Origin of the sequence: Acinetobacter sp. NIPH 542 (assembly GCF_000369825.1) — a bacterium.
In the GTDB taxonomy this organism is placed as follows: Bacteria; Pseudomonadota; Gammaproteobacteria; order Pseudomonadales; family Moraxellaceae; genus Acinetobacter; species Acinetobacter oleivorans.
Genome location: NZ_KB850202.1, coordinates 23,648 through 49,206, shown reverse-complemented (window position 1 = coordinate 49,206; position 25,559 = coordinate 23,648). Strand labels below are relative to the sequence as shown.

Below are 25,559 nucleotides of genomic sequence, written 5' to 3'. Positions count from 1 at the left end.
ATGGCAATGACACTAGATCAAGCACGACAAGCCATAATCACTAGAGCAATGGCATTCACTGGAATAGCTCAAAATCGGATTAAATATCCAAATAAAGATTTCACAGTTCCGGTTGATGGTCTTTGGTGTGACATCAATATTTTATGGGGGCAGTCATTAATAGCGGCTATTGGTGATGATCCATGTACACGCAGAACTGGTCTAATCTCAATTAACTGTATGGCTCGCTTAAATACTCATGAAGTAGCAATCACTCAACTTGCTGACGCTTGGCTAAGCCACTTTGAATATTTCTCAATCGGTCAATTAGAAATACTACAAGGCCAAGTGCAGAACTTGGGTAATAACACAGACTTTGTTCAATATAATGTGTCGATTGGTTATAGGGTGAATTGATATGAATGACTACCAAATGATGCTTAAAGAAATAGAGCAGAAAAAGGCACAACTTGAGCTAGAGTTGATGCAGCTTGTCAGTGACAAAGTCAGCGAATGGCAGAGTGAGAATAATCTACCAATCAAAAGTATTTACATTGATCTTGCCGATGTAACTTCACTAGGCGGGAATAAGAAATACATCGTATCAGGTGCATCTGTAGACATAGACTACAAACCTTAATCCCACCAAAAACCAAATTAACTTTTAAACGAACCTGTCCTTAGCGGCAGGTTTTTTTATGCCTAACAGGAGTAAAAGCCATGTCGAGTGGTGCAAAAATCCGCCTCTATTATGCAGAGGAACAAACACCTGAAGTATTGCCAACAACGCCCGTATGGAAAACTGTTCGTCGCGTTACGGATGGTTTAACCGAAAACGTTACTACTGAAACTTCAACAAGTGTTGCAGATACACGCTTCCGTCAAGGTGGTATGGCTACTGAAGCAGAAATCACAGGCTCATTAGAAGTGGAGTTGTCTATTGGCTTGTTCGATGACTTCTTGTCTGGTGTAGCCTTAAATAACTGGACCAGTGACGTATTAAACTTTGGTGGTGATGTTCGTAAAACATTTACCTTTGTTAAAGTTTATTCTGATATCAACCAAGTCTTTATTTATCGTGGTGTTCGCATTAATGAATTCACGATGTCGATTGCGACTACTGGTAAAATCACAGCAACGTTTGGTTTGATGGGTACAGTATTTGAGCGCACAACTACTAATCCTGTAGTGAATCCTCTTCCAGTTCCTGAAACTGTACTTGTATCTGCATTGAATGTTGGTGATTTAACTGTAAATGGTGAAACGGTGGTTGGTACTGCTTGTATGCAATCACTTGAACTCACAATCAACAACAACATGGAAGCGATTCGCTGTATCGGCTCTCAGAAGCTCACAGCAACGACTTATCTCGAAAAGATTGTAGATATCACGTTGAATACTCAATACATGTTCTCAGCGCAATCTGCTGGTTATATCGACTACATCAAATCCCGTGACACAATGCCTATTAACTTCTCAATTGAAGATCAAGACGGTAATGGTTATGCGTTTGAGTTCCCTAAACTTGAAGTTGCAGAAGCTCCGCACCCCGATGGAGGTGGTGAAGACACAATCACAATCGACATCAATTACAACCATATCCGTGTTTCACCAATCATTACCCGTGTGATTGCACCTGTAACGCCTTAATTCTGATTTGGCAGCTTAATTGCTGCCTTATTTTTGGAGAAATAAAATGGCTCTTGAAGTCAATATTCAAAGAAATAAAGACGTCAGTTTGTGGCGCGAGTATAAAGATGCAGAAGGGAATGTTTTAGCTGAGTTCAAGATTCGTGGAATTAGTTATAAGCCTTACCAAGTCGCATTAGAGCGGGTAAACAATCAAATCACTTCTAAAGGTTTTGATGTGGCCTTAGCTTCTAAAGAGGATAAACTCTATCATGAGCTTTTATTGGAAGCTGCTGCATGCCATCTCATTGAAGACTGGAAAGGCGTGGTATTTGTAGAAGTAAATGCTGATGAAGAGCATGTAAAAACCGAACCACCTTACAATGCGGAGAATGCGACGAAGCTTCTTAACATGGGTGACTTAGGTATTTCTATATGGTCCTTCATTCGCAAAGAGTCAGAAAAAATGCAGAAAGAAGCTGATGCATATAAGGATGAAGTTGTGGGAAAGTCACAAACCTCTACAACTACGCCAACAAGTTCGCGGGGCTCACGGACCACGAAAAAAAGCAAAGAGAAGCGCTCGGCGTAAAATTGCCTGATCCTCCTGAATATTCCTACACTGCAAACGCCATTCTTTCAGCTTATAACACCATTGCTCGTTCTCGACGATACGAGCAGGGTGTTCCTTTAGCGATAGATATAGCTGCGATCAATTCTTACTTAGAGCAGTACGACTTGCCGGTTGAGCGTTTCATTTTTAATGACTGTATCTTTACGCTGGATAACTTGTTCTTGGATGAGTCGCATAAGAAGGCGACGCAACGAGCGACGAAGACTTAGGTACGATAAACAGACTATAACCGCGAACGCACGACGTTATATAGCGCACTTGATGTTACATAATACAGTCAGGTGGTTGACATTGACGCGACGATTCTGTATTGACAAAATTGTCATTAGTAAATAGTATTCGTTTAAACGCGGTGTTCGCAAACGCGAACATTATCCCAATGCGCTAATAGGAGAATACTATGAAAACTTATAATAAACTTACCGATGGCTATGGTTTGGGCTAACAAACCGTTAAAGATTTATATAAAATAAGGCATCTCAAGTAGATGCCTTATTTTTTGAGCATGCAATGATAATATTTCTATTAAATCTTTTACTTATTTTGCCTTACTTAATTCTTTCAGGGTACTTCTTCTTTAAGGTTAGGGATAGATATTTCTATAAGTATAGAAGTAGTGTCCAATTACTTTATGTATTTTTGTTTTTGACTATTGTACTTATAGAACTATTGGTCTGGAAGGGGTTCTTTGAAGAATATACTTTCTTAAATATTAGTTTGGTGAAGGAAGCTAACAATAGTTATTACTTCCAGCAACATACAATTTTTGGATTGCTTAGTGAAGCACCCGCAGGATCTGGTAAACTTACATCTTTTGTAGCTTTTCTTTCAGCCATAGCAGCAATCGCTGGGTGGATTTTTACAAGCCGTCTTCAAATAATAAATGCAACTAAAACTCATGCTATGCAAGTACTTATGAATAGTAGGACTTCAACTGTTTATATGGCCAAAGTTGATGATGCTATGAAGTTAAGAGTGGAAGTACTAAAAGAAAATAATTGGAGTGAAAAAGATAGATCATTTGTTTCAAAAGAAAGATATTTGAAACTTAATGATACTGAAAGATCTGCTGTTCATTATCTTCTAAATTTCCTAGAGTTTATTGCTGTTGGTGTTAGACACAATAATTTAGATGAAGACATGCTAAAAGGTAGTTTTAACTCTATCCTAACCAACAACTTTCTATTTTTTCACCCAATTATCCTTCATATCCGTGAGCAGAGGCCTAGTAACTACACGGAACTTGAAGTTCTGTTTCTAAGGTGGGATAAGGGTGAGCATAAAAAATGTATTAAATGTGCTGAATGGTACAAAACTAAAGAATTAGATGTTGCAAATAAATGTTGCAAGACCTGCCTCAATACATAATTTGAAAGAACCCGCTAAGTGCGGGTTTTTCTTCATGTGACATTTAATGACCAGTTTGTTAAATTACCCCTAAACAAGGGGTATTTTTATGAAAAAGATTATTTTATTGGCTATTAGTTGCCTTCCTTTATTCACGTTAGCAAAGCCAGTTCAACCTGTTAGTGATGATGAACATGAACAAAATTGTAGAAGTACAATGGAGTTTGCTCAAGCAGTTATGCAACATAAGCAAAATGGAATGCCACTTTCTAAAGCATTAGAAGCAAATGATTATGCTTTTAAGAAAAACCCTGATAAAAATATGCAGAAGATCACAAGTTTAATAATCCGTGATGCTTATGAACAACCTAGTTATTCCACGCCATCAATAAGGCAGGAACAGTTAAATGAGTTCTCGGCAAAATATTACTTGGGTTGCATGGCAATGTATGAATAAATAAAGACATGTTCTTCGAATATTTAAGATTTATAAAATAGGTTGTGGGTATGAAAAAAATAATTGTTATTGCCATGTTAGCTTCAACAGTTGCAAATGCTGAGATTGTAACTAATTCGAAGGGACAAAAGATTGAACTAAAAAGTGATGGCACATGGGCATTCGTAAATAAAAATAAAACAACTCAAGTTGAAGATGGTAAGGAATTTCTTGCAGTAGTAAATGATGGAAAAGATAAACCAGTTAAAATTAAAGTTTTCGCAAAAGTAGACAATGGCCCAATTCGATTATTTTCAGAAACCGAAGTAGTAGATAAGATTAGGACCGCTGCTGAAGTTGCAAAAATAAGTTTAAAGAATAAATATTCTTTTATTCCTAAAGTTGCTTATATAGAGCAAGAAGGAACAGGGCTGACAATTAATCTAGAATATACAGCTGAAAATAGTTACGGGGCTGACACTATTGGACACCAAAAGGTGAATTTTGCCCTAGATTCAAATGACAAGTTAAAAATGTACTAAACCTTCATTAACATTAACCCGCGAAAGCGGGTTTTTTTATTGCCTAGAGGAAAGTAAGATGGCACAAGAATCACGTCTCGTCATTGTAATTGATGCTAAAAATGCAGAGCGTAATGCGCGTAATCTAGGCAATGAATTAGATAGCATTGAGCGCAAAGGTGACTTTGCAACTAAGTCTATGGATGGGTTGTCAGTAGCTACCCGTCAGCTTGCAGGTTATATGGCTGGGCTTGTTACTGTTAGTGCCGCCATTTCCAAAATGGATACATACACAGGACTTCAAAATCGCCTCAAGTTAGTTACTAATAACCAAGTAGAACTTAATAAAGCAACTGAAGATACCTTTCGAATTGCTCAAAAAACCTATTCTGCATGGGATTCTGTATTACAGGTTTACCAACGTTTTAGTGACAATGCTAAAACTTTAAATCTAACAATGGATGATACTGCACGTCTAACAGAGACAGTTTCAAAAGCTGTTGCAATCAGTGGTGCAAGTGCAGGGGCGGCTGATGCAGCATTAGTACAGTTTGGTCAGGCGTTGGCAAGTGGAACCTTGCGTGGCGAGGAACTTAACTCTGTAATGGAGCAAACCCCTGCTTTAGCTAAAGCTATTGCCCAAGGCATGGGAATTACTGTCGGTGAACTAAGATCAGTTGCAGCTGAAGGAAAAATTACATCACAAGAATTGGTACGTGCTCTTAAAAACGTTCAATCTAATGTTGATGAATTATTTGCAAAAACAGATATAACTATCGGGCAGTCTCTAACACTTCTTGGAAATGAAATTACTAAGTTTGTTGGCGAGGCTGGCAAGAGTTCAGGTGCTGCACAAGTACTTTCTGGATCTATTAAAACATTAGCGGGTAACTTAGATGTTTTAACATCAGCAATGATGGTTGGTGGAGCATATTGGTTGGGAACATATATTCCAGCTATTTATGCTTCAGGCGTTGCAGTTGCTGCAAAGACTAAAGAATTAGCTGCTCAAACTATTGCACAATACACAGCAATCCAAGCTGACAGAGCAGCAGCGGCTCAAGAAGTAATTAACACTCAAGCAGTGGTTGCAAATACACAAGCAACATTAGCATCATTGGCCGCGGAAAAAGCTCTAGAAGTACAGCGCTTAAAGTCTCAAATTACTGAAAAAGGGCGTACAGCAACATTAACACGTATGGCTGAACTTAAGAAAATTGAAGCACAAGTCACACGTGAACTAGCTTTAGCTGAGGGTGCTTTAGCTGCTGCACAATCTAGATCGGCGGCTGCGAATGCTGCAACTTTGGGAATAGGTTCTCGACTTTTAGGTGTTCTTGGTGGTCCAGTTGGCATTGGCATTACTGTGGCAAGCTTGGCAGCTGGTTATCTATTAATGCGCGACAACTCTGATAAGGCTAATAAGAAACTTGAAGAACAAGCAGCAGTTGCTAAAAAGGCAAAAGATGAACTCTTGGCTTTAAAAGGCTTAGAAAAGGACTCGGCAATAAATGATATGACTTCTTCATTTGAGCGTCAGAATCAGGCACTTGCTGAATCTAGTAGTAAGATAAATATCCAGCTAAACGCTATTGCACAACTCTACAAAGGCAACAAAGACATTGTTCAGGTTGTTAATGATGCTAGAGATGGCACTATTAGCATGAATGATGCAGTTAAACGCTTTAATGAGTTGCGTATTAGCAAGGATATTTATAACGCAATTAAAGAAAATACTGCTGAATTTGAAAAGAATGCTAAGGAAGCAAAAACGACAAGAGATTCGTTAAAGCTTTTTGGTATTGAAGTTGAATTATCTGGTCGAAAAGCTCAGACAGCAGTTGCTGGCATTGATGACAACTCAAAAGCTTTAATTGGCAATGAGAGTGCAGCGCAAAAAGCAACAAAGGCCCAAAAAGGGTACTTTGATAGTCTTCGCACGGAAGTTCTTAATTCCAATGAAGAGCTTGCTTTGTTGAATCTTGGATATAGTGAAGAAACTATTAAGAAGATTATTGAGCTGCAAAAGGCAAAACAAGCCGTCGCTGTACCAGGTACAACCGCAATTGTCACTAATGAAGAAATAGAGCAGATTGTGCGCGCACAAAAGGCACTAGATAATCTTAAGGAAAAAAAAGATGAAATAACTGCCGCTGAACGCAAGCACACAAGTGAGCTTGAAAAACAGCAAAAAGTACTTACTGTAAATGCCAAAGTTCGTGCACTTTCTGCTAAGTATGATATTTCTTCAAAGGCTGCTTCTGCGAATATACCTCAAGGTTTAATCGAAGGTATGATTATGCAAGAAAGCCGAGGGGATACCTACCGGAAAGGAAAGTTATTAACTTCCCCTGTAGGTGCACAAGGTTTAGCTCAATTCATGCCTGGTACTGCTAAACAATATGGCGTGAATGTGAAAAGTGAGGAGTCAAGTATCAATGGAATGATTAAGTACGTCTCAGATCTTCTTAAAATGTTCAAGGGAAATGTCGAGAAGGCTGTTATGGCCTACAACGCAGGCCCTGAAAACGTCAGAACTGGTAAGGCAAATGGATTCAAGGAAACCAAAAATTATCTATCTAACGTTAAGTCATATGTAGCTGGGTTTAATGGATTTAGTGCTGATGACATTTCGTCTAAAGACTTTGACAAGCTGCTGCAAGATGCCACAAAAATGGCAGAAGATCAGGCTAAGTTGCGTCTTCAGTTGGAGAATGATGTTGCCAATGAAGTCACCAAGATTAGAAATGATCTTGCCAAAAAGTTGGAGGATGTTGATAAGGCTAACTTCACGCCTGAGCGTTCGAAAGAAATCAAGGCTGAGTTAACTTCTCGAGCAGAAACTGATATTGCGATTGCTCAACAAGCTTTAAAAACCAAGTTGGATGATTACAAGCAATTCAATTTGACCGAGGAGCAATTACTTAAAGATAGTTTTGACCGCAAGAAGTTTAATGCGGCTCATGATATTGAATTAAGTAAGGATCAGCGTGATGAAGCGATTAAATATCTTGATCAGCAATATCAGCATGAGTTGGAGCTTATTAAGCTTACCAAGCAGGCTCAACAGGAGGCATATGAGCAGTCAAATTTAAAAGCCCTGCAAGAGCTTAAACAGCAAAGAGACCTTTTAGTAGCTCCTCTTGGTCAAAGAGCAGGCCTATCATTGCAATTTAGTGAAAGAAATGCTCTTTCAGAAAATGACACTACTCTTTTCAATAAGGGAGAGGACTACAAGACCCAACTTGCGAAAAAAGAGATTGATACTCTCCAATATCACAAGAGGATTGAAGATGCAGTTAGAATCCATGAAGAGACTAAATTGCTGATTCAGGAAGAATATGCTGAGAAGTACAAGAATTTACTTAACGAGCAATATGACTCCAATCTCTCATATGGTGAACAGATAACTGGATCATATGTAGAAATTTTTAAGACCATTGGTGGGGAACAATCGAAAGCTTTTAAAGTAATGTTCGCTGCTGAAAAGGCGTTTGCAATTGCTCGCTCAATCATGGCTATTCAAACAGGTATTGCTGAAGCTGCTGCAAACCCATTCCCTTATAACTTAGCTGCTATGGCGAGTGTTGCAGCCAGTACTGCAAGTATTGTTTCGAATATCCAGTCTGTTGCTGGTGTTTTCCATGGTGGTAAGGATTATGTACCTAAAGAAGCTACATATCTTCTTGATAAAGGCGAACGAGTTGTTTCACCACGCCAGAACCAAGACTTAACAAATTTCTTGGCTTCCCAACGTGAAATGAATCAATTCCAAGCAATTAATTCTAATCCATCTAATGGTGCCACTGTTTTAGAGCCAATTGTCAATGTCTATGTAATGGATGGGCAAACGGCTGATGTGACCAGAAATGATGATGGTTCGCTGGACATTCGTATTAGACAGCTTGCTGCTGATGAGGCAAAAAGAGTATTTCAGCAAGAAATACGCAACCCTAATAGCGGGATGAATAAGGCCATTAAGCAGAACTACAATGTAGCTCCTAAAAGGTTATAATTAAAAACCCCCAATGTTTACACAGCGGGGGTTTTAATACTTGGAGGTGAATCAATATTTAATATTTGGCAAGATACCATTCTATGTCATGCGGCGATTTATTCCCAACATGCTCTAAAGTAAGGCCATAGCCGATTGCTTTACGATTTAAAGCATTAGCATGACAGACTGCTTCAGATGCTAAACCACATAAACGACCCGCATAACTACTTTGAATTGCTGCTAAGGCTGGATAGATTTCATTCTTAATGAACTTGCCAAGAATTGGAACATACCACATCAAGAATTGAACATCCTTATCTCGCAATACAGTATGAATATGTGGTTCAGTTTCTTTGTACTTCTCAGCTCTGCTGTACATAGCGATCAAGTGGTGAACATATTCAACTGCCACAGGAATTACATCATATGGAATTTCATCAATGTGCTGAACATTGAAACGTTGGTGAACCAATTTATAAGCATCGCTATAGTTCAAATGCTTGGTTTTAGACACAAGCAGATTTACGGCACTTGTTAAAGGTTCGCGTTCTGTTTTATGGGTTTTGGCTAATATTTCTTTACGTACAAAATATGAATCTTCGAGCTGCTCGAATACGTCCCATGCTTGGTCTGTATCCAACATCTTTGCATGGCGTGCTGCTCCTCGTTCTGTCCACAATGTAAGGTGTGGAGCGCGTTTATTAACTAACCCTCTTAAAGAGGGTAAGTTCTTAAACTTCTTTAATTGCTCGCCAACAAGTTTAAAAAAGTGCTTTCCTTCAATAAATCTTCCGCTGTTTCTGAGGTAGTTATTTTGAATATGCTTTGCATCAGTTTGATAGAAGTCCGCAAGCATTTCTGTAGTGACAACAGGAATTGAATTGAAGTTAATGATTGATACTTGCGTATCATTGATTTGTGCTATATTAGGCATGTTGATTTTCCTTAGTCTGGGAATGATACAAAGCCCTGTTTGATGTGAGAGTCGGCAGGGTTGTTTGTTACTAGATTAGTAACATTGACATAAATTTATATTGATACTAATCTAGTGTCAATATTTATTTTGAGTGCTTTCTAAATGACTGAGAAAACGCGTACACAGAATCAGGATGACTGGAAGCGTACCCAGATTCGCATTCCACTGCCTTTCTATGAAGAAATAGTTGAGTTTGCAGAGCAGAGAAATATTTCCATTAACACAGCTATGCTTGAGTTGATGGAAAGGGGTATTCATTCAGCTGAGGAACGCGAGAATAAAGCAGTAATTGGAGTGCAACGTGAGCATTTGATGCTATTAAATGAATATCAAGATCTTCAAAAAAAGACTTTAAACTATCAAGATGATCTGTTGGCATCAAAGAAGGAAATAATTCGTTTATATAGTTTACTTAATGAGCATAAAATTCATTACTAAGAACAAAGACTTCATACTATTCTAGTTTCTTATAAATATGACATTTAATGACCAGTTTGTTAAATTACCCCTAAACAAGGGGTATTTTTATGAAAAGAATTTTAATTGCAGCTATTTTAACTTTTAGCGTTACACGTACTTTCGCTGGCGAGCCTCTAAAAGAGGTTTCAGAAGTTGTTGAATTGCCTAATATGGCTCAGAAACAAATCTATGATTCTTCAAAAATATGGATGGCTAAGGCTTTTAAGTCTGCAAATTCTGTTATCCAATATGAAGATGCTAGCACTGGCACAATTGTTGGTAAAGGAAATATGCAATACCCTTGTTCAGGAACATGGAATTGCTTGGCACATGCAGACCATTTAATCCTTTTTACTGTAAAAGTAGACACCAAAGATAATAAAGCTCGCGTTACGTTTAACGACCTATTATTAAAAACAAAGACAACTATAAATGCGGGGATTGTGGCTAAAGGTTACGAGGTAGGCATTTATGTTCCTAAAGATAAGGAACTAGTTGAAGCTGGCCTTAAAGAAGTGATCTCTAAATATAAGCAAGATATACAAAATCAAAAGAATGATGACAACTGGTAGAGAAGTGAAACTTGTAATTTTAAAGTTACAGGTATAAGGAGAAACAACCACCTACGGGTGGTTTTTCTATTTCTGAATGTGGAAAAACCGCAGGATGAAACGACAAAGGAAGGGATTTAAAATCCTATAAAAGCAAAAACCCCAGTGTTAGCGCACTGAGGTTTTTTATTCAACTCAACCCGACGAGATTAAGGAGAAATACAATCTATATGGAGCATTTTAAACCAACAGTGGAGCTTATGAAAGTGTCTATTGAAAAATACGGATTATGGCAGACAATTGTTGCCTTTCTAATATTGTTTTCAGTACCAATATTTCTGTGGAAATTACCAGAAATTATTGCAGCGATTAAAGCATAAAACCGACCCATAAAGAGGTCGGTTTTTTTATGGGACAAATATGAACACATTAATGTATTGCTCAACACAAGAAGGCTACTCTGCTAGTTTAAAGAGCGGAGTGATTTCCCAAGAACTGGATGGCGGTGCACCACGTTACCGAAGGGGATTAAAAAACGGGTATCACACTGTAAATGTTCAATGGAAGGTTTTTGATGTTGGGTTTCAATATCTTGATGCGTTCTATAACGTTTGGTGTGAAACACCAGGGCAGAGATTTAACGCTTCACTTCGAGTGAACGGCCCAGAGTTTAAGCCTTACGAATGTTACTTTGTAGAAGACAGCTTTCAGCTATCAAGTATGCAAGGTCCAGTCTATACAGTGACAGCTCAACTAAGAGTTAAGCCAATTGTTGATTCAGAGCTAAATCACATCATTGTTGAAGCTGGTAATGGAAATCAGGACTTAGCGTCAATCGTCAATCCACTAGAAGAACTCGTGAATGAAGACCTGCCGAATGCCATGGAGGGAATATAGATGCCTGACTATAAATCATACTTCCTAAACTCAAGCAGTGGTGTGGTGCCGTTGGAGTGTGTAGAGATTTCTCATCCTGACTTTACAGAGCCTTTTCGATTCGTCAAAAACGATACTGAAGGCGTAGTTGTAAAGCATGAGTCGGCAGGGCCTGACATTCAATATGACTATCAAGCAATGTCCATTCAGCGCTCTACAGTCACTAACGACCTTGATCAGAAACTTAGCCTTACTATAGGTGATGTTGAGGATGAGCTTATTAAATCGGTTGTATCTGCTCGGCGTGGCACCAACTGGAAAGTTAGACCTACAGTGAAGTGGCGACTGTATCGAGATGATGACTTAACAGCTCCAATGGTGTCACTACAGACACTAGAAGTTGCTTCTATGTCTAAAGATGGCTCAGGCAACTGTACCTTTGACGCTCAAGCACCTGAACTTAACAGTGTAAGGACTGGTGAAATCTATGATCTTGAGCGGTTCCCATTATTGCGGGGCATGATCTAAATAAGGAGACAGATATGGTTGCCATAATATTTATAATTCTAGTGCTTCTAATTATATGTATTCGCTCTGGGAAAAAACAAAAGTTACCCCTTCAAAAAAAACAGCAATTTGATCTTGAATTGGCAGAAAAGCTTGGGTTGCTGAAACATAAACTTGAAGAAAGTGCTAGATCGGGCGAAAAGGTCTTTGTTGATACAAAAGATTATCAAGATGAGCTGTCGGATTTGGTTGCTTTAGATGTGATATTTAGTGATGCAAACGCTGATCTGACGCATAAAGGTAAGAAAATCCCAACAGTGAAACAGGTAATGGAGATTGTTAAAGATGAACCTAGACGACCTTCATAGCCGTGTCTGGACTAAGGACTACACTTGCAATGACTTTCTTTGTGAAGCATGGGAATTAGTCACAGGTGAAAAACTTAAAAAGAGACTGATGGCTTTCCTAAATGGCAAGGGAAACTTCCAAGAGTTGGAGGAACCACAATCCCCTTGCATTGCCTTTTTCTCAAATGGCCCAAGAAGCTCAACACATGTTGGGCTTTTTTATTGCGACAAGGTTTTGCATTTAACAGGAAGAGGGGTGCAGTACGTACCTCTTGAGATTATTTCGATGAACTTTCGGGAAACGAGGTTTTACAAATGAGTTTGAAAAAAGCCATCATCGTTCCTGATGTTTATGATCGATCTACATGGTCAGAAGCAGATGTGGAGGATGTATTAGCATACATCTACCAGCAGTTTGATGTGTGGCCAGAGAATGCCAGGATTTACCACAATCATATTGCTGAGTCGTGTGATGTCACTCCGAATCACCCAAAGAAAATTAATGTTCAGATCCAGCACATTCAAACTCTTGATGGCACATTCTATGTAGTTATTCAGCCAGCTTGGCTACAGTTCCTCTACTATGCAATTGTGGCAATTACTGCGGCATATAGTCTTTACACTGTATTGACGATGCCTAAGCCTCAATCGCCTACTGTGGGTTCATCTAACAACGAATTAGCGCAACGATCTAACCAAGCACGTATTAATGGGCGTATTCCTGATATCTTTGGGCAAGTACGTTCGTATCCTGACTTAATTGCACAGACATATACTATTTATATTGATGGTGTCGAAACCGAAGAGTGCTTGATGGCAGTTACTCGCGGTTACTGTCAAATATTAGATATGCGCGATGGCGATACTGATGTCGCTAATATTGCTGGCACATCGGTTTCTGCTTATGACCCATTTACTTCAATTATTGGAACACCAATCTATCAAGTAGGTGAGCCATTCACTGAATTACCAAAGTATGTGAGAACTTCATCATCAATTAATGGCCAAACCATTGAACAGCCTAATAGTGCAGTACTTGAGTCAAGCAGTATCTGGTTTCAAAGTCCGAACTTAATTAAAGCGACTGGCTTAGATTTCACACAGAAGTTTGCGGCTAATGACCGAATTGCTTTGAGTGGTGCGGTTTATGGCGTGCAAGATGTGAATCTCTCAGGATCAATCATGGTGAATGAAGATAAGATGGTTATCATCGAATCTTCTACAAACATTGATAATCCAAACCTGTTTAAAGGATTGCTGCTCACTGGTGCATTAGTTGATATAGAAACTACCTCAGGCACACCACCAGTAACAGAAACAAATACCCGCGATCTATCTGGGCAATATGTAGTTTCAGGGGTGACGAAGACTGTTATTTCAGGTGGTTTTCATTATGAAATTACTTTATCAAATCCTGAAAAGGTCAATGCTAACTGGCAGTATGTAAATAACAGCTACACCATTACAGCAGGTGCTTCTTTAAACCGAAACTCTAATTCAATAACTCTTGATGATACCTACACAATTAACAGTGTAACTGCAGATACGATTGCATTAGTGAACCCCTCAGCCATCAATAGTGATTGGGATAAGTTGCTCACTCTGCCAAACCAAAGCACTCAAGGACAAGACGTTTTAGTCCGCTTTGATGCTGTAAGTTCTAAATATGTCGGGTGGTTTAACTTCGATATGCCAGAGGCAACGCAAGCAGTGTTTAACTTCTTCTTTCCTAATGGCTTGTTTTACCAAGACAGTAAAGGTGGGGTATGGGAAGAAAAGATCACAGTAATTATTGAATTGCAGGCAATCGATGGAAATGGTGATCCAGTTGGAACTATCACAACCATTAACCAAGAGATTCGAGCTAATAACAAATCACAGTTCGGTAAAACTATTTATATCGATTTGCCAACGGCTGGATCTTTCCGATTCAGATTAAGCCGAACAACACCGACTCAAGCAGGTAAAACGCAGGATACATGTAAGATTAAGTCTGTATATGGCATGACGGATTCAAGCATTAGTGACTACGGCAATGTAACCGTTGTTCGGTCTCGTACGGTTGCCACTGATGGCGCTTTGTCTATCAAAGAACGTAAGCTCAATTGCTTAGTCAATCGCAAGCTGCCAGTAGACGGTACAGGGCCTTTACAAGTCACACGCTCAGCAGGTCAAGCACTAATTAACCTTGCTTTGGATGAGTACATTGGCCGTCGAACTAGTGCAGAAGTGGACATAACCCAAATCAATGCAGAGATTGACAAGGTGAATGCATATTTTGGCTCAGATGTTATGTCTGAGTTCAACTATACGATTGACGATGACAATCTAAGCTTTGAGGAAATTGCGGGCATGGTTGCAAGTGCTGCATTTTGTGAGCCGTACCGGTTCGGTAGTCTTACTCGAATCAAGTTTGAGCAGCCTCAAGAAAATTCAGTCTTGCTTTTTAATCATCGAAACAAAGTGCCTTTAACTGAAAAGCGCTCTTATACATTTGGTGTGCAGAAAGATTATGACGGGGTAGAGCTTGAATACACTTCTGATATAGATGATGCCCGTATCAAATACACCATTCCTGAAGATGTCACGCCTAAGAATCCACTAAAGATCACGACCACAGGTATTCGCAATGAAGCTCAAGCAAAAACACGTGCTTGGCGAGAATGGAACAAGCTCCGCTACAAGTACGTGTCTTGTGAAATGGAAGTGTTAGATGAGTCTGAATTGCTTATCCGTAATGACCGAATCTTAAATGCCAATAACACCGTTGTTGAGACCCAAGATGGTGAAGTTACTGGTGTAGATGGCTTGACCATAATGACCTCTCAGCCATGTAAGTTTGAAGTTGGGCATGATTACTATGTTCATCTGCAAATTGCAAATGCAACAGTTGACATGGTGCCGTGTACTGTCGGAACAGATGGCTATTCAATAGTTCTATCTAGACCACCAGTTCAACCACTTGTTGTTGATCCTGATCGATATGTGAAGACGCTCTATACACTAGTCAGAGCAGATCAAGCTGAGATTGATGCATTCATGCTCGAAGAACTTACACCACAAACCCAAATGACCAACACGCTGAAAGCATCTAATTATGATGACCGATTCTATGAGCGTGACCACGACTTTATTTAATTAATTAACAGAAATCTAAGCCCCTTAACTGGGGCTTTTTTTATGCTTGGAGAAAAGTAATGTCAGATATCATTACTCGGGAACAGTTGGAAAATGCTTCATTAGATGCTGATAGTTTGGAGTTATTTATTAGTGGAACTGATGCTGAGGATGTTCTAACACGATTGGGGCAGATTTACCCGACACTTGCAAAATTAGTTCGAGTTTTAATGGAAACAGGTGGCTGGAAGGCTTATTTAACAGAAGCGGCTTTGTTGGCCACTACGCCCATTGTCAATCCTTCAGTTGGCTATGCTTTTGATACTAAGAAACTATATTTATGGAATGGTACAAGTTGGATTGATGAGGGTTTGAGCCCGCTTGATCAAGCTAAGAACTTCACACTTTCTCAATTCACCATTGACAACCTTAATCTCTATCAAAAATCTAACAACTTTAGTGGCTTATTCGTTTCTGTAAGCACCAATAATATTGCAGCAAATGCATCAACAGCACTCAATAGATTTCCTGTTGAAGCAGGGAAAACCTATGCGGTTAAGTCATCAAGTTTTGATCCAGCAGTTTTTATTATTGTACTTCGCGATACTGATTCAGTAGCAGTTGGGCCAACCTTAGGGAAAGTTACATTTTCAGATACCGTAGATGCAAATGTGAAGACCTTTACAGTGCCAACTGGAAGTACAGCCAAGTATGCATTTATGAGTATTTTACTACCAGCATACAATTTTGATATCCGTGAAACATGCATTGTTAATATCGGCACAACGATTAATGAAAAAGAGACAGTCAGTAAAATTTCTGGACGGGAAATTGTTGACATTTTTGCCCGTGCAGCGTTTTTACTGAAAAGCGCTATTTCTGAATCCATTCAACTGTATAGCCCTGCATCAAATATTAATAACTTCTATGTAAGAGCTAGTGACGCTGCAGTTGGCACTTCCACAGGAACAGTAATGGGGCAATTCCCAGTTGAGGCGGGAAAAACATATGCTGTTCGATCAAGTAATTTTGACTCAACTGCTTTTGTTATTGCCTTAAGATCAACCAACTCGACTGGATTAGGTGCAACACTTGGAAAAATATCTCTAACTGACACTTCAGACGCAAATGTGAAGACATTTACAGTACCAGTCGGAAGCGCTGCTAAGTATGCATTATTAAATATTAAGTTACCTTCAATATCTTTTGATATCAGTGCAGTTCTATCAATCATGGCTGGCACTGAGATTGTCGATTATGATGCAATTGTCGGAATAAATGGCAAGCCAATTGCTGACATATTAGCTCGTAAGCAAATTGAAGCCATAGGAAATGGCTCACTCATATTAATGGGGAAAAAGTGGATTGTAATTGGGGACAGTATTACTGAGCACAATTACAGATCGCACTTGAACTACCATGACTATGTCGCAGAGATGGTTGGAGGGATGACGATTTATAACTATGGTATTTCGGGCACTGGATACTATGGTCGATTTAATGTTGCAGACGATATTACACAATCACCAGATGATATTGATATTGTCACGTGGTTCTTTGGTACTAATGATTGGAACCATGGTAATAAGGCCTTAGGCACTTTTTTGGATACAACCACATCAACTATTTCGGGCTGTATTAATACTACATTTATAAAGCTAATCACTAAGTTTCCAAAGCACAAGCTTGCTGTATTTACTCCTTTACCGCGATTAAATAACTGGGGTTCAAATGCTGCAAATAACTCGATGGGGTACACACTTGAGCAGCTTGCAAACTTAGTTATTCAGTATGCTAAGCACTACTCAATACCTTATTTAGATTTGTATCATGAATCTAACTTACCAGTTTATGTGCCTGCTGCTAATGAGTACTACTTCTGGGCAGATGGTCAGCCTTCACCAGATGGCTTACATCCAAATGATAATGGACACAAAGTTTTAGCTCGAAAAGTAAAATCGCTTTTAGAAGCTATCTAACAAATGCACCCAATCGGGTGCTTTTTTATTGCCGAAATTAGGGGGAAGGCATGACTGAAGCAGAGACATATGGAACACGTATTGAGCGAAAACTTGATTCTGTTCAGCAAGAAGTAAAAACACTTTCGGAAACAGTGCTTCGGCTAACGGTTATTAATGAACAACATAAATCTCTTAGTGATGAGAACGCTAAGAAGATCGAGCGGTTGGAAGGTGATATTCAACAAGCGAAGGGGGCTATTAACCTACTTAAGATAGTAAGTGGTGTTGCTGTTGCCTCGCTTATTACCTTTTGCACATGGATAGTTTCATCAAATCAAGTAACTCAACAGCGAATATCTGACATCAATCAGAAGGTTGCTGTTATTGAATCAAAAATTGCATTTAGGGGCGCTCCATGAATAGTGAAAACACAAGAGCATATCTGGCTTTTGCATTGGTTGGTTTGATGTTTGTTTTAGTCATTGCTTTGTTCTTTGTCGATATGCCTAGAGAAAACAGCAATTTGATTAATACTGCATTAGGTTTTATTGCTGGCGCCATGACAACAGCATGTGGTTTTTATTTTGGTAGCTCTGAACTGGAAAAAAAGAAAGGGGAACGAGATGAGCACTAAACCATTTTTTGATGCTGCTCGAGCAATTGCAGGCGGCAAGCTCACACAAGATCAAGTGGATGATTTAAACAAAGTAGTCGATAAGCTTTCATCTGGTGGGAGGACTACAAGCCAGATTGGTGTTGATTTAATCACAAGCTTTGAAGACACCAGAACTAAAGCCTATGACGACGGTGTTGGGGTCTGGACCATTGGCATTGGTACAACATTTTACCCAAGCGGCAATAAAGTTAAGCAAGGCGACACTTGTACTTTAGAGCAAGCCAAATCTTACTTTAAACATGATCTAGCAAAGTTTGAAAAGGCTGTAAATGAATCTGTCAGTGTGCCTTTAACGCAGAGTCAGTTTGATGCTTTGGTATCTCTGACCTACAACATTGGATCAAGTGCTTTTAAAGATTCAACCTTATTGAAGAAACTTAATAAAGGTGACTATCAAGGCGCTGCTGATCAATTCCTTGCATGGAAAAAGGCAGGTGGTAAAGTTTTGCCCGGTCTAGTTCGTCGAAGAGAAGCTGAGCGAGCGCTCTTCTTAAAGAAGTAACTTATATGTGTAAACGTACTAAAGTTGCATCGATCATCACATTGCTGTGCCTCCTTTTCTCAGGTTGCACAGCTCACACTATTAATACTTCTGTAAATGTTGGGATATGTGTTAAGGCCTTGTAGGTCAATTCTTTATCTCAAGTAGAGAGTCCCATTTGAACGGGTTATTGCTCAACTTATCTCGAGACATGGCCCAATTTCTACTTGGAACGTAACAAGTTCCTATTCCTAGTTTTTTCTTACCAAATCTTGTGTGGACATTATCAAGAGCTTGCATCAGATGCTCTTTCTTTTCTATCGTTTCGAAGTCTGTTAAGAGGTCATATGTATGGCCTGATTTGGACTCAAGACATGTCAGGATGACACCACATTTCTTGAATTTAACACCTTCTTTAAAGATGTGACTAACCATTACCACGGCTGCTTTAACAAAATCTAGAGCACAATCTGTAGGCTCAGGGAATGCATAAGAAATGGATTTATTATAATAAGGGGCACTTTCATCAAATGGGCTAGATTGCACAAAGACAATTAAGCATCCACATAATGATTTATCGTCTCTTAAGCGTTTACATGCTTCTTGAGCATGCATTGCTATAGCTTCTTTTAAATCATTGAGCTCCGTTACTTTGGCACCAAAAGAGCATGACTTAATTATTTGTTTTTTTGAGGGTGGGGTGTCTTCAATCTCTATACATGAGATGCCTTGTAGTTCATTAATTGTACGAGCCATGACAATTGAGAATTGTCTCTGCATCTCTCTAGCTTCAGTGCAGGCTAGGTCTAAGACTGTTTTTATACCCATGGCATGAAGTTTTTTAGCGTGTTTGCGACCTACGCCCCAGACTTCACTGACATCTATTTGAGAAAAATAATATTCTTTGTTGCACGGATCCATATTTACCAAATCACAGACACCATTAAAACCTGCATTCTTTTTGGCTATATGATTAGCAATTTTAGATTCTGTTTTACTTCTACCAATCCCCACGCAAACTGGCAATCCTAGCCATTTCAAAATCCTTTCCTTCATATCTTGCCCTACAGTTTGTAGATCAAAATTTTTCTCATAAGCTGAGAAATCTACAAAGCACTCGTCTATTGAATATCCTTCTACTTCTTCCTCAGTGACATATGAACCAAGTATCTTGTGAAAACGTCTAGACATTTCAGCATATAGTGCATAGTTGCTTGATAGAACAATCACATTATGCTGCTTAACTATATCTTTGATCTGGAATAATGGCACACCCATCTTAATATTTAGAGCTTTGGATTCGTTGCTGCGTGCAACAGCACAGCCATCGTTGTTTGATAACACGATGACAGGTTTGTTATTTAAACTTGGATTAAAGACTCTTTCACATGAGACATACATGTTATTAACATCTATGAGAAAAAAGACTTTTTCCTCATGCTTCATGATCGTTTTCTTGTATTTTTTAAGATAAAAGTTACAACGCCCCAAATTAATAGTTCTTGTCCATCACTTAGGTGGATATCTTCATAATCAGGATTTTCTGCTTTTAACCATCGTTCATTTTCATCAAGCATGAGGCGTTTTACGGTGAAGTCATTATCTACTAGGGCAACGACAATATCGTTATGTTTGGCTTCAAGGCTTCGATCTACAACAAGCTCGTCATCTATATCAATTCCTGCATTTAACATTGATAACGATGCGACTCTTACAATAAAAGTAGCTGTTTCATTTTTAATTAAGTGCTCATTCATATCGAGAGCTTTATCAATGTAATCTTGTGCAGGCGATGGGAATCCCGCGGAAATCTTCTCGATTGCTAAAGGAACAGAAATTCTAGTCGATGGAGTAACCAATTTTATAGAGGCAACCTCTGTCAAAGCGTTACACTGCCTTAGGTGTGGCTTAATCTCTATAATGGACGGGCTTAAAGTGCTCACAGTTACTCCTTGAATTTGTTACGTATTCAAGATGATATGCTAGAGCTAGAAAGAAATTCAAATTTAAAAAACTGTGGATAAATAAGCACTAGTCGTAACTTGTCGCGGTGATTGGTGCATTTGGTCGGGAATTATCCGTATTTTAATTTGCTGATTTTTTAGGTTTTGGGAAGTAGTCGGCAGTAAATTCACCCAGAGGCATATCAAAGAAAAACTGATCTGTATCCTCTTTCTTGCAGTTTAACCAATCTTCTCTATATTCATCTGGAATGACAATGATTGATCTTTTTTCATCTTCTGGCTTGTGGAATTGGCTCATGAAAGGGTGATTATCTGCATTGATGGTAAGCATCGACATTGAGCGAACCTGTTGCCCATCAATAACGGTTGAATCGTAAATTGCCGCAACGGTGAAAGGTAAGCCATCTTCTCGATAAATTCCCCATCTTTCCGCTTTGCCATTCACATATCTCGGTTCATAAATTTTTTCGACTGGGATTAAAGCAAACTGACTTTTAGCCCACGCATGTCTAAAGCTTGGCTTTTTATCTACTGTCTCAGTTCTAGCATTGTATGTGTACTTAGAAAACTTAAGATCATGGTTCCAAGGTGGAATCATACCGAATTTAACTTCTCGCCATTCAATCTTTCCATCTTTGGAAAATATAAGAGGGCAGTCATAGCCGGGGTAGACATCGGCTTTATATTCGAAAGTCGGCTCGAAGAGATCTAGAAGGTGAACACGGTCTTTACTGATAGGTTCGTAATTGGCACACATATTTAGATCCCTCTAAAAGCTATTTAATCAATCCTATGTCAGCTATGTATTAAACTCACTACCATAAAATTATTCCTTAAACCCAGTGACCATCCTATCTCTTTATAAAATGGCTCACCATACTTAATAGTATGTTCAATGTAAAAATAGACCCAATCTCTCATTTGATATTTCCCATCTATTCAGTCAGTGATTTAATTTTTTCAATCCACTTTGCATATGCTTCAGTTTGCTGTGGTAAGTATTCGTAATAATCATAAGTGCCTTGTTCGCCAGACATTACATGACCAATCATGAGCTGAGCTACATCACGTGATGTAAATGCGCTGAAGTTGGTACGAGCTGTTCTTCTTAGGTCATGAAGAGACCAATGCTTCATATGGTAATCATGATGTCTTCTAAGGCGCTCCATTACATAAGCGGGTAATGAATTTGAAGATCCATGACTCATAGGAGTTTCTTCACTATCATTTGTTAAGAAATACTCAGAGGTGTTGTAGTCGAAAGCCTCGACAATTAATGCCTCCATTTCTGGTAAAATAGGGCGAATTATTTCACGGCCAGTCTTCTTACCAGTCTTATTATTTATTACTGGTACGATCCAAACTTTTCTATTTAAATCAAAATCTGTCTTTTTAGCTTTTCTAAGTTCACCATTTCGACAACCAAACATTAAACATAATTTTAAGAAGATCTTATTTTTAGGCAAAATATTTGACTCTTCAATCGTAAGCCACACCATTTTAATTTCTTCATCAGTAAGAAATCTGGTTCCTCTATTCCTCTCAATACCTAAATCTTCTTTCGCATAGATATCAGACAAAACATTTACTTCCAGCAACTGTCTCTTTTTAGCCCACTTAAGAACCTGTTTTGAATTTGTTAATACTCGATCAGCAATTGAAGGTACTTCATCAGCTAGCTCTTCGAGTAAGGCTAACCACTGTTGCAAGGTAATTCGGTCAATTGGTAAATCGCCAATTTCAGAAATGACATGTTGCTCAAAAGTATTCTTAATTTGCTGAGCAGAAGTTTTCTTCTTCAAACAATAACTTTGATACCAATCATTAAAAACTTCTTCAAATGTACTTGCATCAATATATTTTTGTTGTTGAATGCGTTGTTCAAGTTTTGGGTTTAATCCCTTGTCTAAAAGGGCGCGCATCTCACTAGCTTTAATTCGAGCATCTTTTAAAGAAATGTGAGGGTATGTACCTAAGTCTAACCGGTCAGCTTTACCTGCAAATCTATAGCGAAGTTGGAAAACAATTTTGCCTTTAGGGGAGACCCGAACACCCATTGAGTCACGATCTGCTATTTCTTCAACTTTCTCTCGCACCTTTCCATTATTAGCTTTCAGCCACGCTTCAGTTAAAGCCATAGTCCACCTGTGTACATAATTTTAGTTGAGCAAACGGAAGGTACGAATATGTACACGCATGTGTACATAATTGATGAGACTTATTCTGTCCTAAAATGTCTTAGTGTGTCTATATCAAAAGTAAGGGAAATATTGAGGAATAAGGCTTTTATTGTAATTCTTGTCTTGGTCTGTCTTAGAGTGACTAAATGGCATTAATTCTTTTGAACGATTAATGCCATAGTTTTTCCATATAAGCCATGACCCTGAGAGGCTTTTCAGGGTCAGTTACACAAAAAGTGAAGTCTTATTTTTGTTCAAGCCATGCAGGTAATGCAGCAATAACTTGTCCAAACTTCTCGTTAAGTGGCGCGCCACCTTGTGCTAAGTCAGGTTTACCACCACCTTTACCACCTAACTCGGTTGCTAGATGCTTGATGATGTCACCTGCTTTTAGATTTGCAGTGTATTGTGATGCAACTGAAGCAAGTAGGCTAACTTTGTCACCCTCTACGCCAGCTAACACAATAACTGCATTCTCTAATTTTGATTTAACACTGTCGTGCAAGTTGCGAAGTGATTTCGCATCTACACCTTGAACAGTGGTAATAAGCGTTTGACGACCAGAAATCGTTTGTACCTGATCAATCAATTCTGACGCTTGGAAGTTTGCCAATTTCTGATCGAGCTGTTCAATCTGCTTTTGTAATGCAGAAACAAGTTCTACATTAGCCTGTACACGCTCAACAGTTTGGTCTTTCTGTGCTTTTAATAAGCCATTAATGTGCTGGATATCAGCATCAGTTTTTTGTACTATATCTAAAGCTTTAGTACCTGTAACCGCTTCAATACGACGTACCCCAGCAGCTACACCGCCTTCAGAAGTGATTTTAAATAAACCAATATCACCTGTACGCTTAACGTGAATACCACCACAAAGTTCAATCGAGAAGTTTTTCTCATCAATCACTGAACCCATAGCGAGAACACGAACTTCGTTACCGTATTTTTCACCAAATAACATCATGGCACCTTTGGCTTTTGCCGCTTCGATGTCAAGAAGTTCAGTGGTTACAGCTGTATTTGCAATAATTTCTGCATTCACCAAACGCTCAACCTGTTGTAACTGTTCAAAAGTTACAGGTTGGTCGTTAGCAAAGTCAAAACGTAAGATATCACTTGCAACTAAAGAACCTTTTTGTTGTACATGTGAACCTAAGATTTGACGTAGAGCAGCATGTAATAGGTGAGTTGCCGAGTGGTTGCGTGCAGTAGCTTCACGAATATCTGCTTTAACAATTGCTTCAACGTTTTGATCAGCTTTAAGGTTACCAACGGTCACAATACCTTGATGAACAAAGGCACCGCCTGACTTTTTGGTATCTTGAACTTCAAAAATACCAGTTTCGTTTTTGAAGATACCTGTGTCACCAATCTGACCACCACTTTCTGCATAGAAAGGAGTCTGGTTTAAAACGATAAGTGCTTCGTCGCCTTCAGAAACTTCATCAACTTGTACGCCATCTTTGTAGATCGCTACAATTTGGCCTTGACCAGTGGTGTTGATGTAACCGTCAAACTGAGTTTCGCCTTCAACTTGTACAATGCTGTTATAGTCAATAGCGAATTTACCAGCATCACGAGCACGTTGACGCTGAGCAGCCATTTCTACTTCAAAACCAGCTTCGTCAATAATAAAGTCACGTTCACGTGCAATATCAGCAGTTAGGTCTGTTGGGAAGCCGTAAGTGTCGTAAAGTTTGAAGACTGTCGCACCAGGAATAGTCTTGTCTTTTAATTGAGCAAGTTCACCTTCAAGTAGTTTTAAACCTTGCTCAAGTGTTTTAGCAAACTGTTCTTCTTCACGAACTAAGGTTGCTTCAATCACATCTTTACGAGCTGCGAGTTCAGGATAAGCCTCACCCATAACTTCGATTAAAGGTTGCAACATTTTGTAGAAGAATGTACCAGTTGCACCAAGCTTATTACCGTGACGCACAGCGCGGCGGATAATACGGCGTAGTACATAACCGCGACCTTCATTGCTTGGGTTAACACCATCAGCAATTAAGAAACAGCATGAGCGTGCATGGTCTGCAACAACACGTAAAGAAGGCTGACCTTCGTCTTCAATACCAATAATGTTTGCAGCAGCTTTTAATAAGTGTTGGAACAGGTCAATGTCGTAGTTTGAATTAACATGTTGCAATACAGCAGAAATACGCTCTAAGCCCATACCTGTATCAACAGATGGAGCGGGGAGAGGGTGAAGCACGCCATCAGCAGTACGGTTGAACTGCATGAAAACGTTGTTCCAGATTTCAATAAAACGGTCGCCATCTTCCTCAGGTGTGCCTGGTAAACCACCCCAAATGTGATCGCCATGATCAAAGAAAATCTCAGAACATGGACCACATGGACCTGTATCGCCCATTGCCCAGAAGTTATCAGATGCGTATTTTTCGCCTTTATTATCACCAATACGGATAATACGTTCAGGCGCTAAACCAATTTCTTTATTCCAGATGTCATAAGCTTCATCATCGGTGTGATAAACGGTCGCATATAAACGGTCTTTAGGGAGAGCTAACCATTCATCGCTAGTCAAAAATTCCCAAGCGAATTTAAGTGCATCACGCTTGAAATAATCACCAAATGAGAAATTACCTAACATTTCAAAGAATGTATGGTGACGAGCAGTGTAACCAACGTTGTCTAAATCATTGTGTTTACCACCAGCACGTACACATTTTTGTGATGTAGTTGCACGTACATAGTCACGTTTTTCAAGACCTAAGAAGCAGTCTTTAAACTGGTTCATCCCAGCATTTGTAAATAATAAAGTTGGGTCGTTGGCAGGAACAAGAGAACTCGACGCGACACGTGTATGCCCTTGCGTCTCAAAGTAGCGCAAAAATGCTTCACGAATTTCAGCAGATGTCATTAAACGAGTACTCACAACCAAGTCACTCCATATTTTCGAA

Annotated in this window: 25 protein-coding genes; 19 read left to right on the top strand and 6 right to left on the bottom strand. The window is 39.1% G+C overall.

Annotation, left to right across the window (positions count from 1 at the left end; genetic code table 11):
* The 8 genes from F886_RS00230 (at position 1) to F886_RS00195 (ending at position 8,561) form a co-directional block, all read left to right on the top strand.
* Positions 1–396: a phage tail terminator-like protein gene (locus F886_RS00230; protein WP_005299134.1), complete on the top strand. Its 396-nt coding sequence runs from the start codon at positions 1–3 to the stop codon at positions 394–396.
* A 1-nt stretch (position 397) separates the two neighbouring features.
* Positions 398–619 carry a hypothetical protein gene (locus F886_RS00225; protein WP_005299131.1) on the top strand — a complete coding sequence of 74 codons (222 nt, stop codon included), beginning with the start codon at positions 398–400 and terminating at the stop codon, positions 617–619.
* Positions 620–699: 80 nt separating this feature from the next.
* Positions 700–1,629 carry a phage tail tube protein gene (locus F886_RS00220; RefSeq protein ID WP_005299127.1) on the top strand — a complete coding sequence of 310 codons (930 nt, stop codon included), beginning with the start codon at positions 700–702 and terminating at the stop codon, positions 1,627–1,629.
* A 46-nt stretch (positions 1,630–1,675) separates the two neighbouring features.
* Positions 1,676–2,200, top strand: a complete 525-nt coding sequence (locus F886_RS00215) for a hypothetical protein (protein ID WP_005299124.1) — start codon at positions 1,676–1,678, stop codon at positions 2,198–2,200.
* Positions 2,201–2,887: 687 nt separating this feature from the next.
* Positions 2,888–3,610, top strand: a complete 723-nt coding sequence (locus F886_RS00210) for a DUF4760 domain-containing protein (protein WP_228129957.1) — start codon at positions 2,888–2,890, stop codon at positions 3,608–3,610.
* An 88-nt stretch (positions 3,611–3,698) separates the two neighbouring features.
* Positions 3,699–4,046: a hypothetical protein gene (locus tag F886_RS00205; protein ID WP_005299118.1), complete on the top strand. Its 348-nt coding sequence runs from the start codon at positions 3,699–3,701 to the stop codon at positions 4,044–4,046.
* 50 nt (positions 4,047–4,096) lie between these two features.
* The gene (locus tag F886_RS00200) at positions 4,097–4,567 is read left to right on the top strand and encodes a hypothetical protein (protein ID WP_005299115.1); all 471 of its coding nucleotides are present in this window, start codon (positions 4,097–4,099) and stop codon (positions 4,565–4,567) included.
* Positions 4,568–4,625: 58 nt separating this feature from the next.
* A complete protein-coding gene (locus tag F886_RS00195; protein ID WP_005299112.1) occupies positions 4,626–8,561 on the top strand; it encodes a tape measure protein in 3,936 nt (1,311 codons plus the stop codon).
* Positions 8,562–8,619: 58 nt separating this feature from the next.
* Here the strand turns inward: F886_RS00195 and F886_RS00190 are convergent, their stop codons facing one another.
* Positions 8,620–9,477 (bottom strand): ORF6N domain-containing protein, encoded by an 858-nt coding sequence (locus F886_RS00190; protein WP_005299109.1) that lies wholly within the window; start codon positions 9,475–9,477, stop codon positions 8,620–8,622.
* Between the two features lie 144 nt (positions 9,478–9,621).
* On the opposite strand from F886_RS00190, the gene F886_RS00185 reads away from it, so the two are divergent.
* From F886_RS00185 to F886_RS00135, 11 genes are all read left to right on the top strand, one after another.
* Positions 9,622–9,957 carry a hypothetical protein gene (locus tag F886_RS00185; protein WP_005299106.1) on the top strand — a complete coding sequence of 112 codons (336 nt, stop codon included), beginning with the start codon at positions 9,622–9,624 and terminating at the stop codon, positions 9,955–9,957.
* A gap of 89 nt (positions 9,958–10,046) precedes the next feature.
* On the top strand, positions 10,047–10,550 hold the full coding sequence (locus tag F886_RS00180; RefSeq protein ID WP_005299104.1) for a DUF4468 domain-containing protein: 504 nt from the start codon (positions 10,047–10,049) through the stop codon (positions 10,548–10,550).
* Between the two features lie 399 nt (positions 10,551–10,949).
* On the top strand, positions 10,950–11,426 hold the full coding sequence (locus F886_RS00175) for a hypothetical protein (protein WP_005299100.1): 477 nt from the start codon (positions 10,950–10,952) through the stop codon (positions 11,424–11,426).
* Positions 11,427–11,933 carry a DUF1833 family protein gene (locus F886_RS00170; protein WP_005299098.1) on the top strand — a complete coding sequence of 169 codons (507 nt, stop codon included), beginning with the start codon at positions 11,427–11,429 and terminating at the stop codon, positions 11,931–11,933.
* 14 nt (positions 11,934–11,947) lie between these two features.
* On the top strand, positions 11,948–12,280 hold the full coding sequence (locus F886_RS00165) for a hypothetical protein (RefSeq protein ID WP_005299096.1): 333 nt from the start codon (positions 11,948–11,950) through the stop codon (positions 12,278–12,280).
* Positions 12,258–12,578 (top strand): hypothetical protein, encoded by a 321-nt coding sequence (locus tag F886_RS20480; RefSeq protein WP_005299094.1) that lies wholly within the window; start codon positions 12,258–12,260, stop codon positions 12,576–12,578. The genes F886_RS00165 and F886_RS20480 overlap by 23 nt, the downstream gene beginning before the upstream one ends.
* Positions 12,575–15,397 (top strand): host specificity factor TipJ family phage tail protein, encoded by a 2,823-nt coding sequence (locus F886_RS00155; protein ID WP_005299091.1) that lies wholly within the window; start codon positions 12,575–12,577, stop codon positions 15,395–15,397. The genes F886_RS20480 and F886_RS00155 overlap by 4 nt, the downstream gene beginning before the upstream one ends.
* A gap of 59 nt (positions 15,398–15,456) precedes the next feature.
* Positions 15,457–17,355: an SGNH/GDSL hydrolase family protein gene (locus F886_RS00150; protein WP_005299088.1), complete on the top strand. Its 1,899-nt coding sequence runs from the start codon at positions 15,457–15,459 to the stop codon at positions 17,353–17,355.
* A 50-nt stretch (positions 17,356–17,405) separates the two neighbouring features.
* Complete coding sequence (locus F886_RS00145; protein WP_005299084.1) at positions 17,406–17,756, top strand: hypothetical protein; 351 nt, start codon at positions 17,406–17,408, stop codon at positions 17,754–17,756.
* Positions 17,753–17,971 carry a hypothetical protein gene (locus F886_RS00140; protein ID WP_005299081.1) on the top strand — a complete coding sequence of 73 codons (219 nt, stop codon included), beginning with the start codon at positions 17,753–17,755 and terminating at the stop codon, positions 17,969–17,971. Before F886_RS00145 ends, F886_RS00140 begins: the two co-directional genes overlap by 4 nt.
* Positions 17,961–18,515, top strand: coding sequence for a lysozyme (locus F886_RS00135; RefSeq protein ID WP_005299078.1), 555 nt, complete (start codon positions 17,961–17,963; stop codon positions 18,513–18,515). Before F886_RS00140 ends, F886_RS00135 begins: the two co-directional genes overlap by 11 nt.
* Before the next feature lie 126 nt (positions 18,516–18,641).
* Here F886_RS00135 and F886_RS00130 read toward each other — a convergent pair whose 3' ends face one another.
* The 5 genes from F886_RS00130 to alaS all read right to left on the bottom strand — a co-directional run bounded on the left by F886_RS00130 (position 18,642) and on the right by alaS (position 25,519).
* Complete coding sequence (locus tag F886_RS00130; RefSeq protein WP_005299074.1) at positions 18,642–19,940, bottom strand: Y-family DNA polymerase; 1,299 nt, start codon at positions 19,938–19,940, stop codon at positions 18,642–18,644.
* The gene (locus F886_RS00125) at positions 19,937–20,437 is read right to left on the bottom strand and encodes a LexA family protein (protein ID WP_005299072.1); all 501 of its coding nucleotides are present in this window, start codon (positions 20,435–20,437) and stop codon (positions 19,937–19,939) included. The genes F886_RS00130 and F886_RS00125 overlap by 4 nt, the downstream gene beginning before the upstream one ends.
* 142 nt (positions 20,438–20,579) lie before the next feature.
* The gene (locus F886_RS00120) at positions 20,580–21,215 is read right to left on the bottom strand and encodes an SOS response-associated peptidase family protein (protein ID WP_005299069.1); all 636 of its coding nucleotides are present in this window, start codon (positions 21,213–21,215) and stop codon (positions 20,580–20,582) included.
* A 178-nt stretch (positions 21,216–21,393) separates the two neighbouring features.
* Positions 21,394–22,596, bottom strand: coding sequence for a tyrosine-type recombinase/integrase (locus tag F886_RS00115; RefSeq protein WP_005299063.1), 1,203 nt, complete (start codon positions 22,594–22,596; stop codon positions 21,394–21,396).
* A gap of 286 nt (positions 22,597–22,882) precedes the next feature.
* Complete coding sequence (gene alaS, locus F886_RS00110; protein WP_005299060.1) at positions 22,883–25,519, bottom strand: alanine--tRNA ligase; 2,637 nt, start codon at positions 25,517–25,519, stop codon at positions 22,883–22,885.
* Positions 25,520–25,559: the final 40 nt, after the last annotated feature.

Excerpts from the sequence above, each read along its gene's own strand:
- F886_RS00220 (WP_005299127.1), top strand. The coding sequence starts at position 700 with ATGTCGAGTGGTGCAAAAATCCGCCTCTATTATGCAGAGGAACAAACA.
- F886_RS00185 (WP_005299106.1), top strand. The coding sequence starts at position 9,622 with ATGACTGAGAAAACGCGTACACAGAATCAGGATGACTGGAAGCGTACC.
- F886_RS00215 (WP_005299124.1), top strand. The coding sequence starts at position 1,676 with ATGGCTCTTGAAGTCAATATTCAAAGAAATAAAGACGTCAGTTTGTGG.
- F886_RS00205 (WP_005299118.1), top strand. The coding sequence starts at position 3,699 with ATGAAAAAGATTATTTTATTGGCTATTAGTTGCCTTCCTTTATTCACG.
- F886_RS00180 (WP_005299104.1), top strand. The coding sequence starts at position 10,047 with ATGAAAAGAATTTTAATTGCAGCTATTTTAACTTTTAGCGTTACACGT.
- F886_RS00115 (WP_005299063.1), bottom strand. The coding sequence starts at position 22,596 with ATGGCTTTAACTGAAGCGTGGCTGAAAGCTAATAATGGAAAGGTGCGA.
- F886_RS00145 (WP_005299084.1), top strand. The coding sequence starts at position 17,406 with ATGACTGAAGCAGAGACATATGGAACACGTATTGAGCGAAAACTTGAT.
- F886_RS00175 (WP_005299100.1), top strand. The coding sequence starts at position 10,950 with ATGAACACATTAATGTATTGCTCAACACAAGAAGGCTACTCTGCTAGT.
- F886_RS00190 (WP_005299109.1), bottom strand. The coding sequence starts at position 9,477 with ATGCCTAATATAGCACAAATCAATGATACGCAAGTATCAATCATTAAC.
- F886_RS00120 (WP_005299069.1), bottom strand. The coding sequence starts at position 21,215 with ATGTGTGCCAATTACGAACCTATCAGTAAAGACCGTGTTCACCTTCTA.
- F886_RS00155 (WP_005299091.1), top strand. The coding sequence starts at position 12,575 with ATGAGTTTGAAAAAAGCCATCATCGTTCCTGATGTTTATGATCGATCT.
- F886_RS00140 (WP_005299081.1), top strand. The coding sequence starts at position 17,753 with ATGAATAGTGAAAACACAAGAGCATATCTGGCTTTTGCATTGGTTGGT.
- F886_RS00135 (WP_005299078.1), top strand. The coding sequence starts at position 17,961 with ATGAGCACTAAACCATTTTTTGATGCTGCTCGAGCAATTGCAGGCGGC.
- F886_RS20480 (WP_005299094.1), top strand. The coding sequence starts at position 12,258 with ATGAACCTAGACGACCTTCATAGCCGTGTCTGGACTAAGGACTACACT.
- F886_RS00130 (WP_005299074.1), bottom strand. The coding sequence starts at position 19,940 with ATGAAGCATGAGGAAAAAGTCTTTTTTCTCATAGATGTTAATAACATG.
- F886_RS00195 (WP_005299112.1), top strand. The coding sequence starts at position 4,626 with ATGGCACAAGAATCACGTCTCGTCATTGTAATTGATGCTAAAAATGCA.
- F886_RS00225 (WP_005299131.1), top strand. The coding sequence starts at position 398 with ATGAATGACTACCAAATGATGCTTAAAGAAATAGAGCAGAAAAAGGCA.
- alaS (WP_005299060.1), bottom strand. The coding sequence starts at position 25,519 with ATGACATCTGCTGAAATTCGTGAAGCATTTTTGCGCTACTTTGAGACG.
- F886_RS00150 (WP_005299088.1), top strand. The coding sequence starts at position 15,457 with ATGTCAGATATCATTACTCGGGAACAGTTGGAAAATGCTTCATTAGAT.
- F886_RS00200 (WP_005299115.1), top strand. The coding sequence starts at position 4,097 with ATGAAAAAAATAATTGTTATTGCCATGTTAGCTTCAACAGTTGCAAAT.
- F886_RS00230 (WP_005299134.1), top strand. The coding sequence starts at position 1 with ATGGCAATGACACTAGATCAAGCACGACAAGCCATAATCACTAGAGCA.
- F886_RS00170 (WP_005299098.1), top strand. The coding sequence starts at position 11,427 with ATGCCTGACTATAAATCATACTTCCTAAACTCAAGCAGTGGTGTGGTG.
- F886_RS00165 (WP_005299096.1), top strand. The coding sequence starts at position 11,948 with ATGGTTGCCATAATATTTATAATTCTAGTGCTTCTAATTATATGTATT.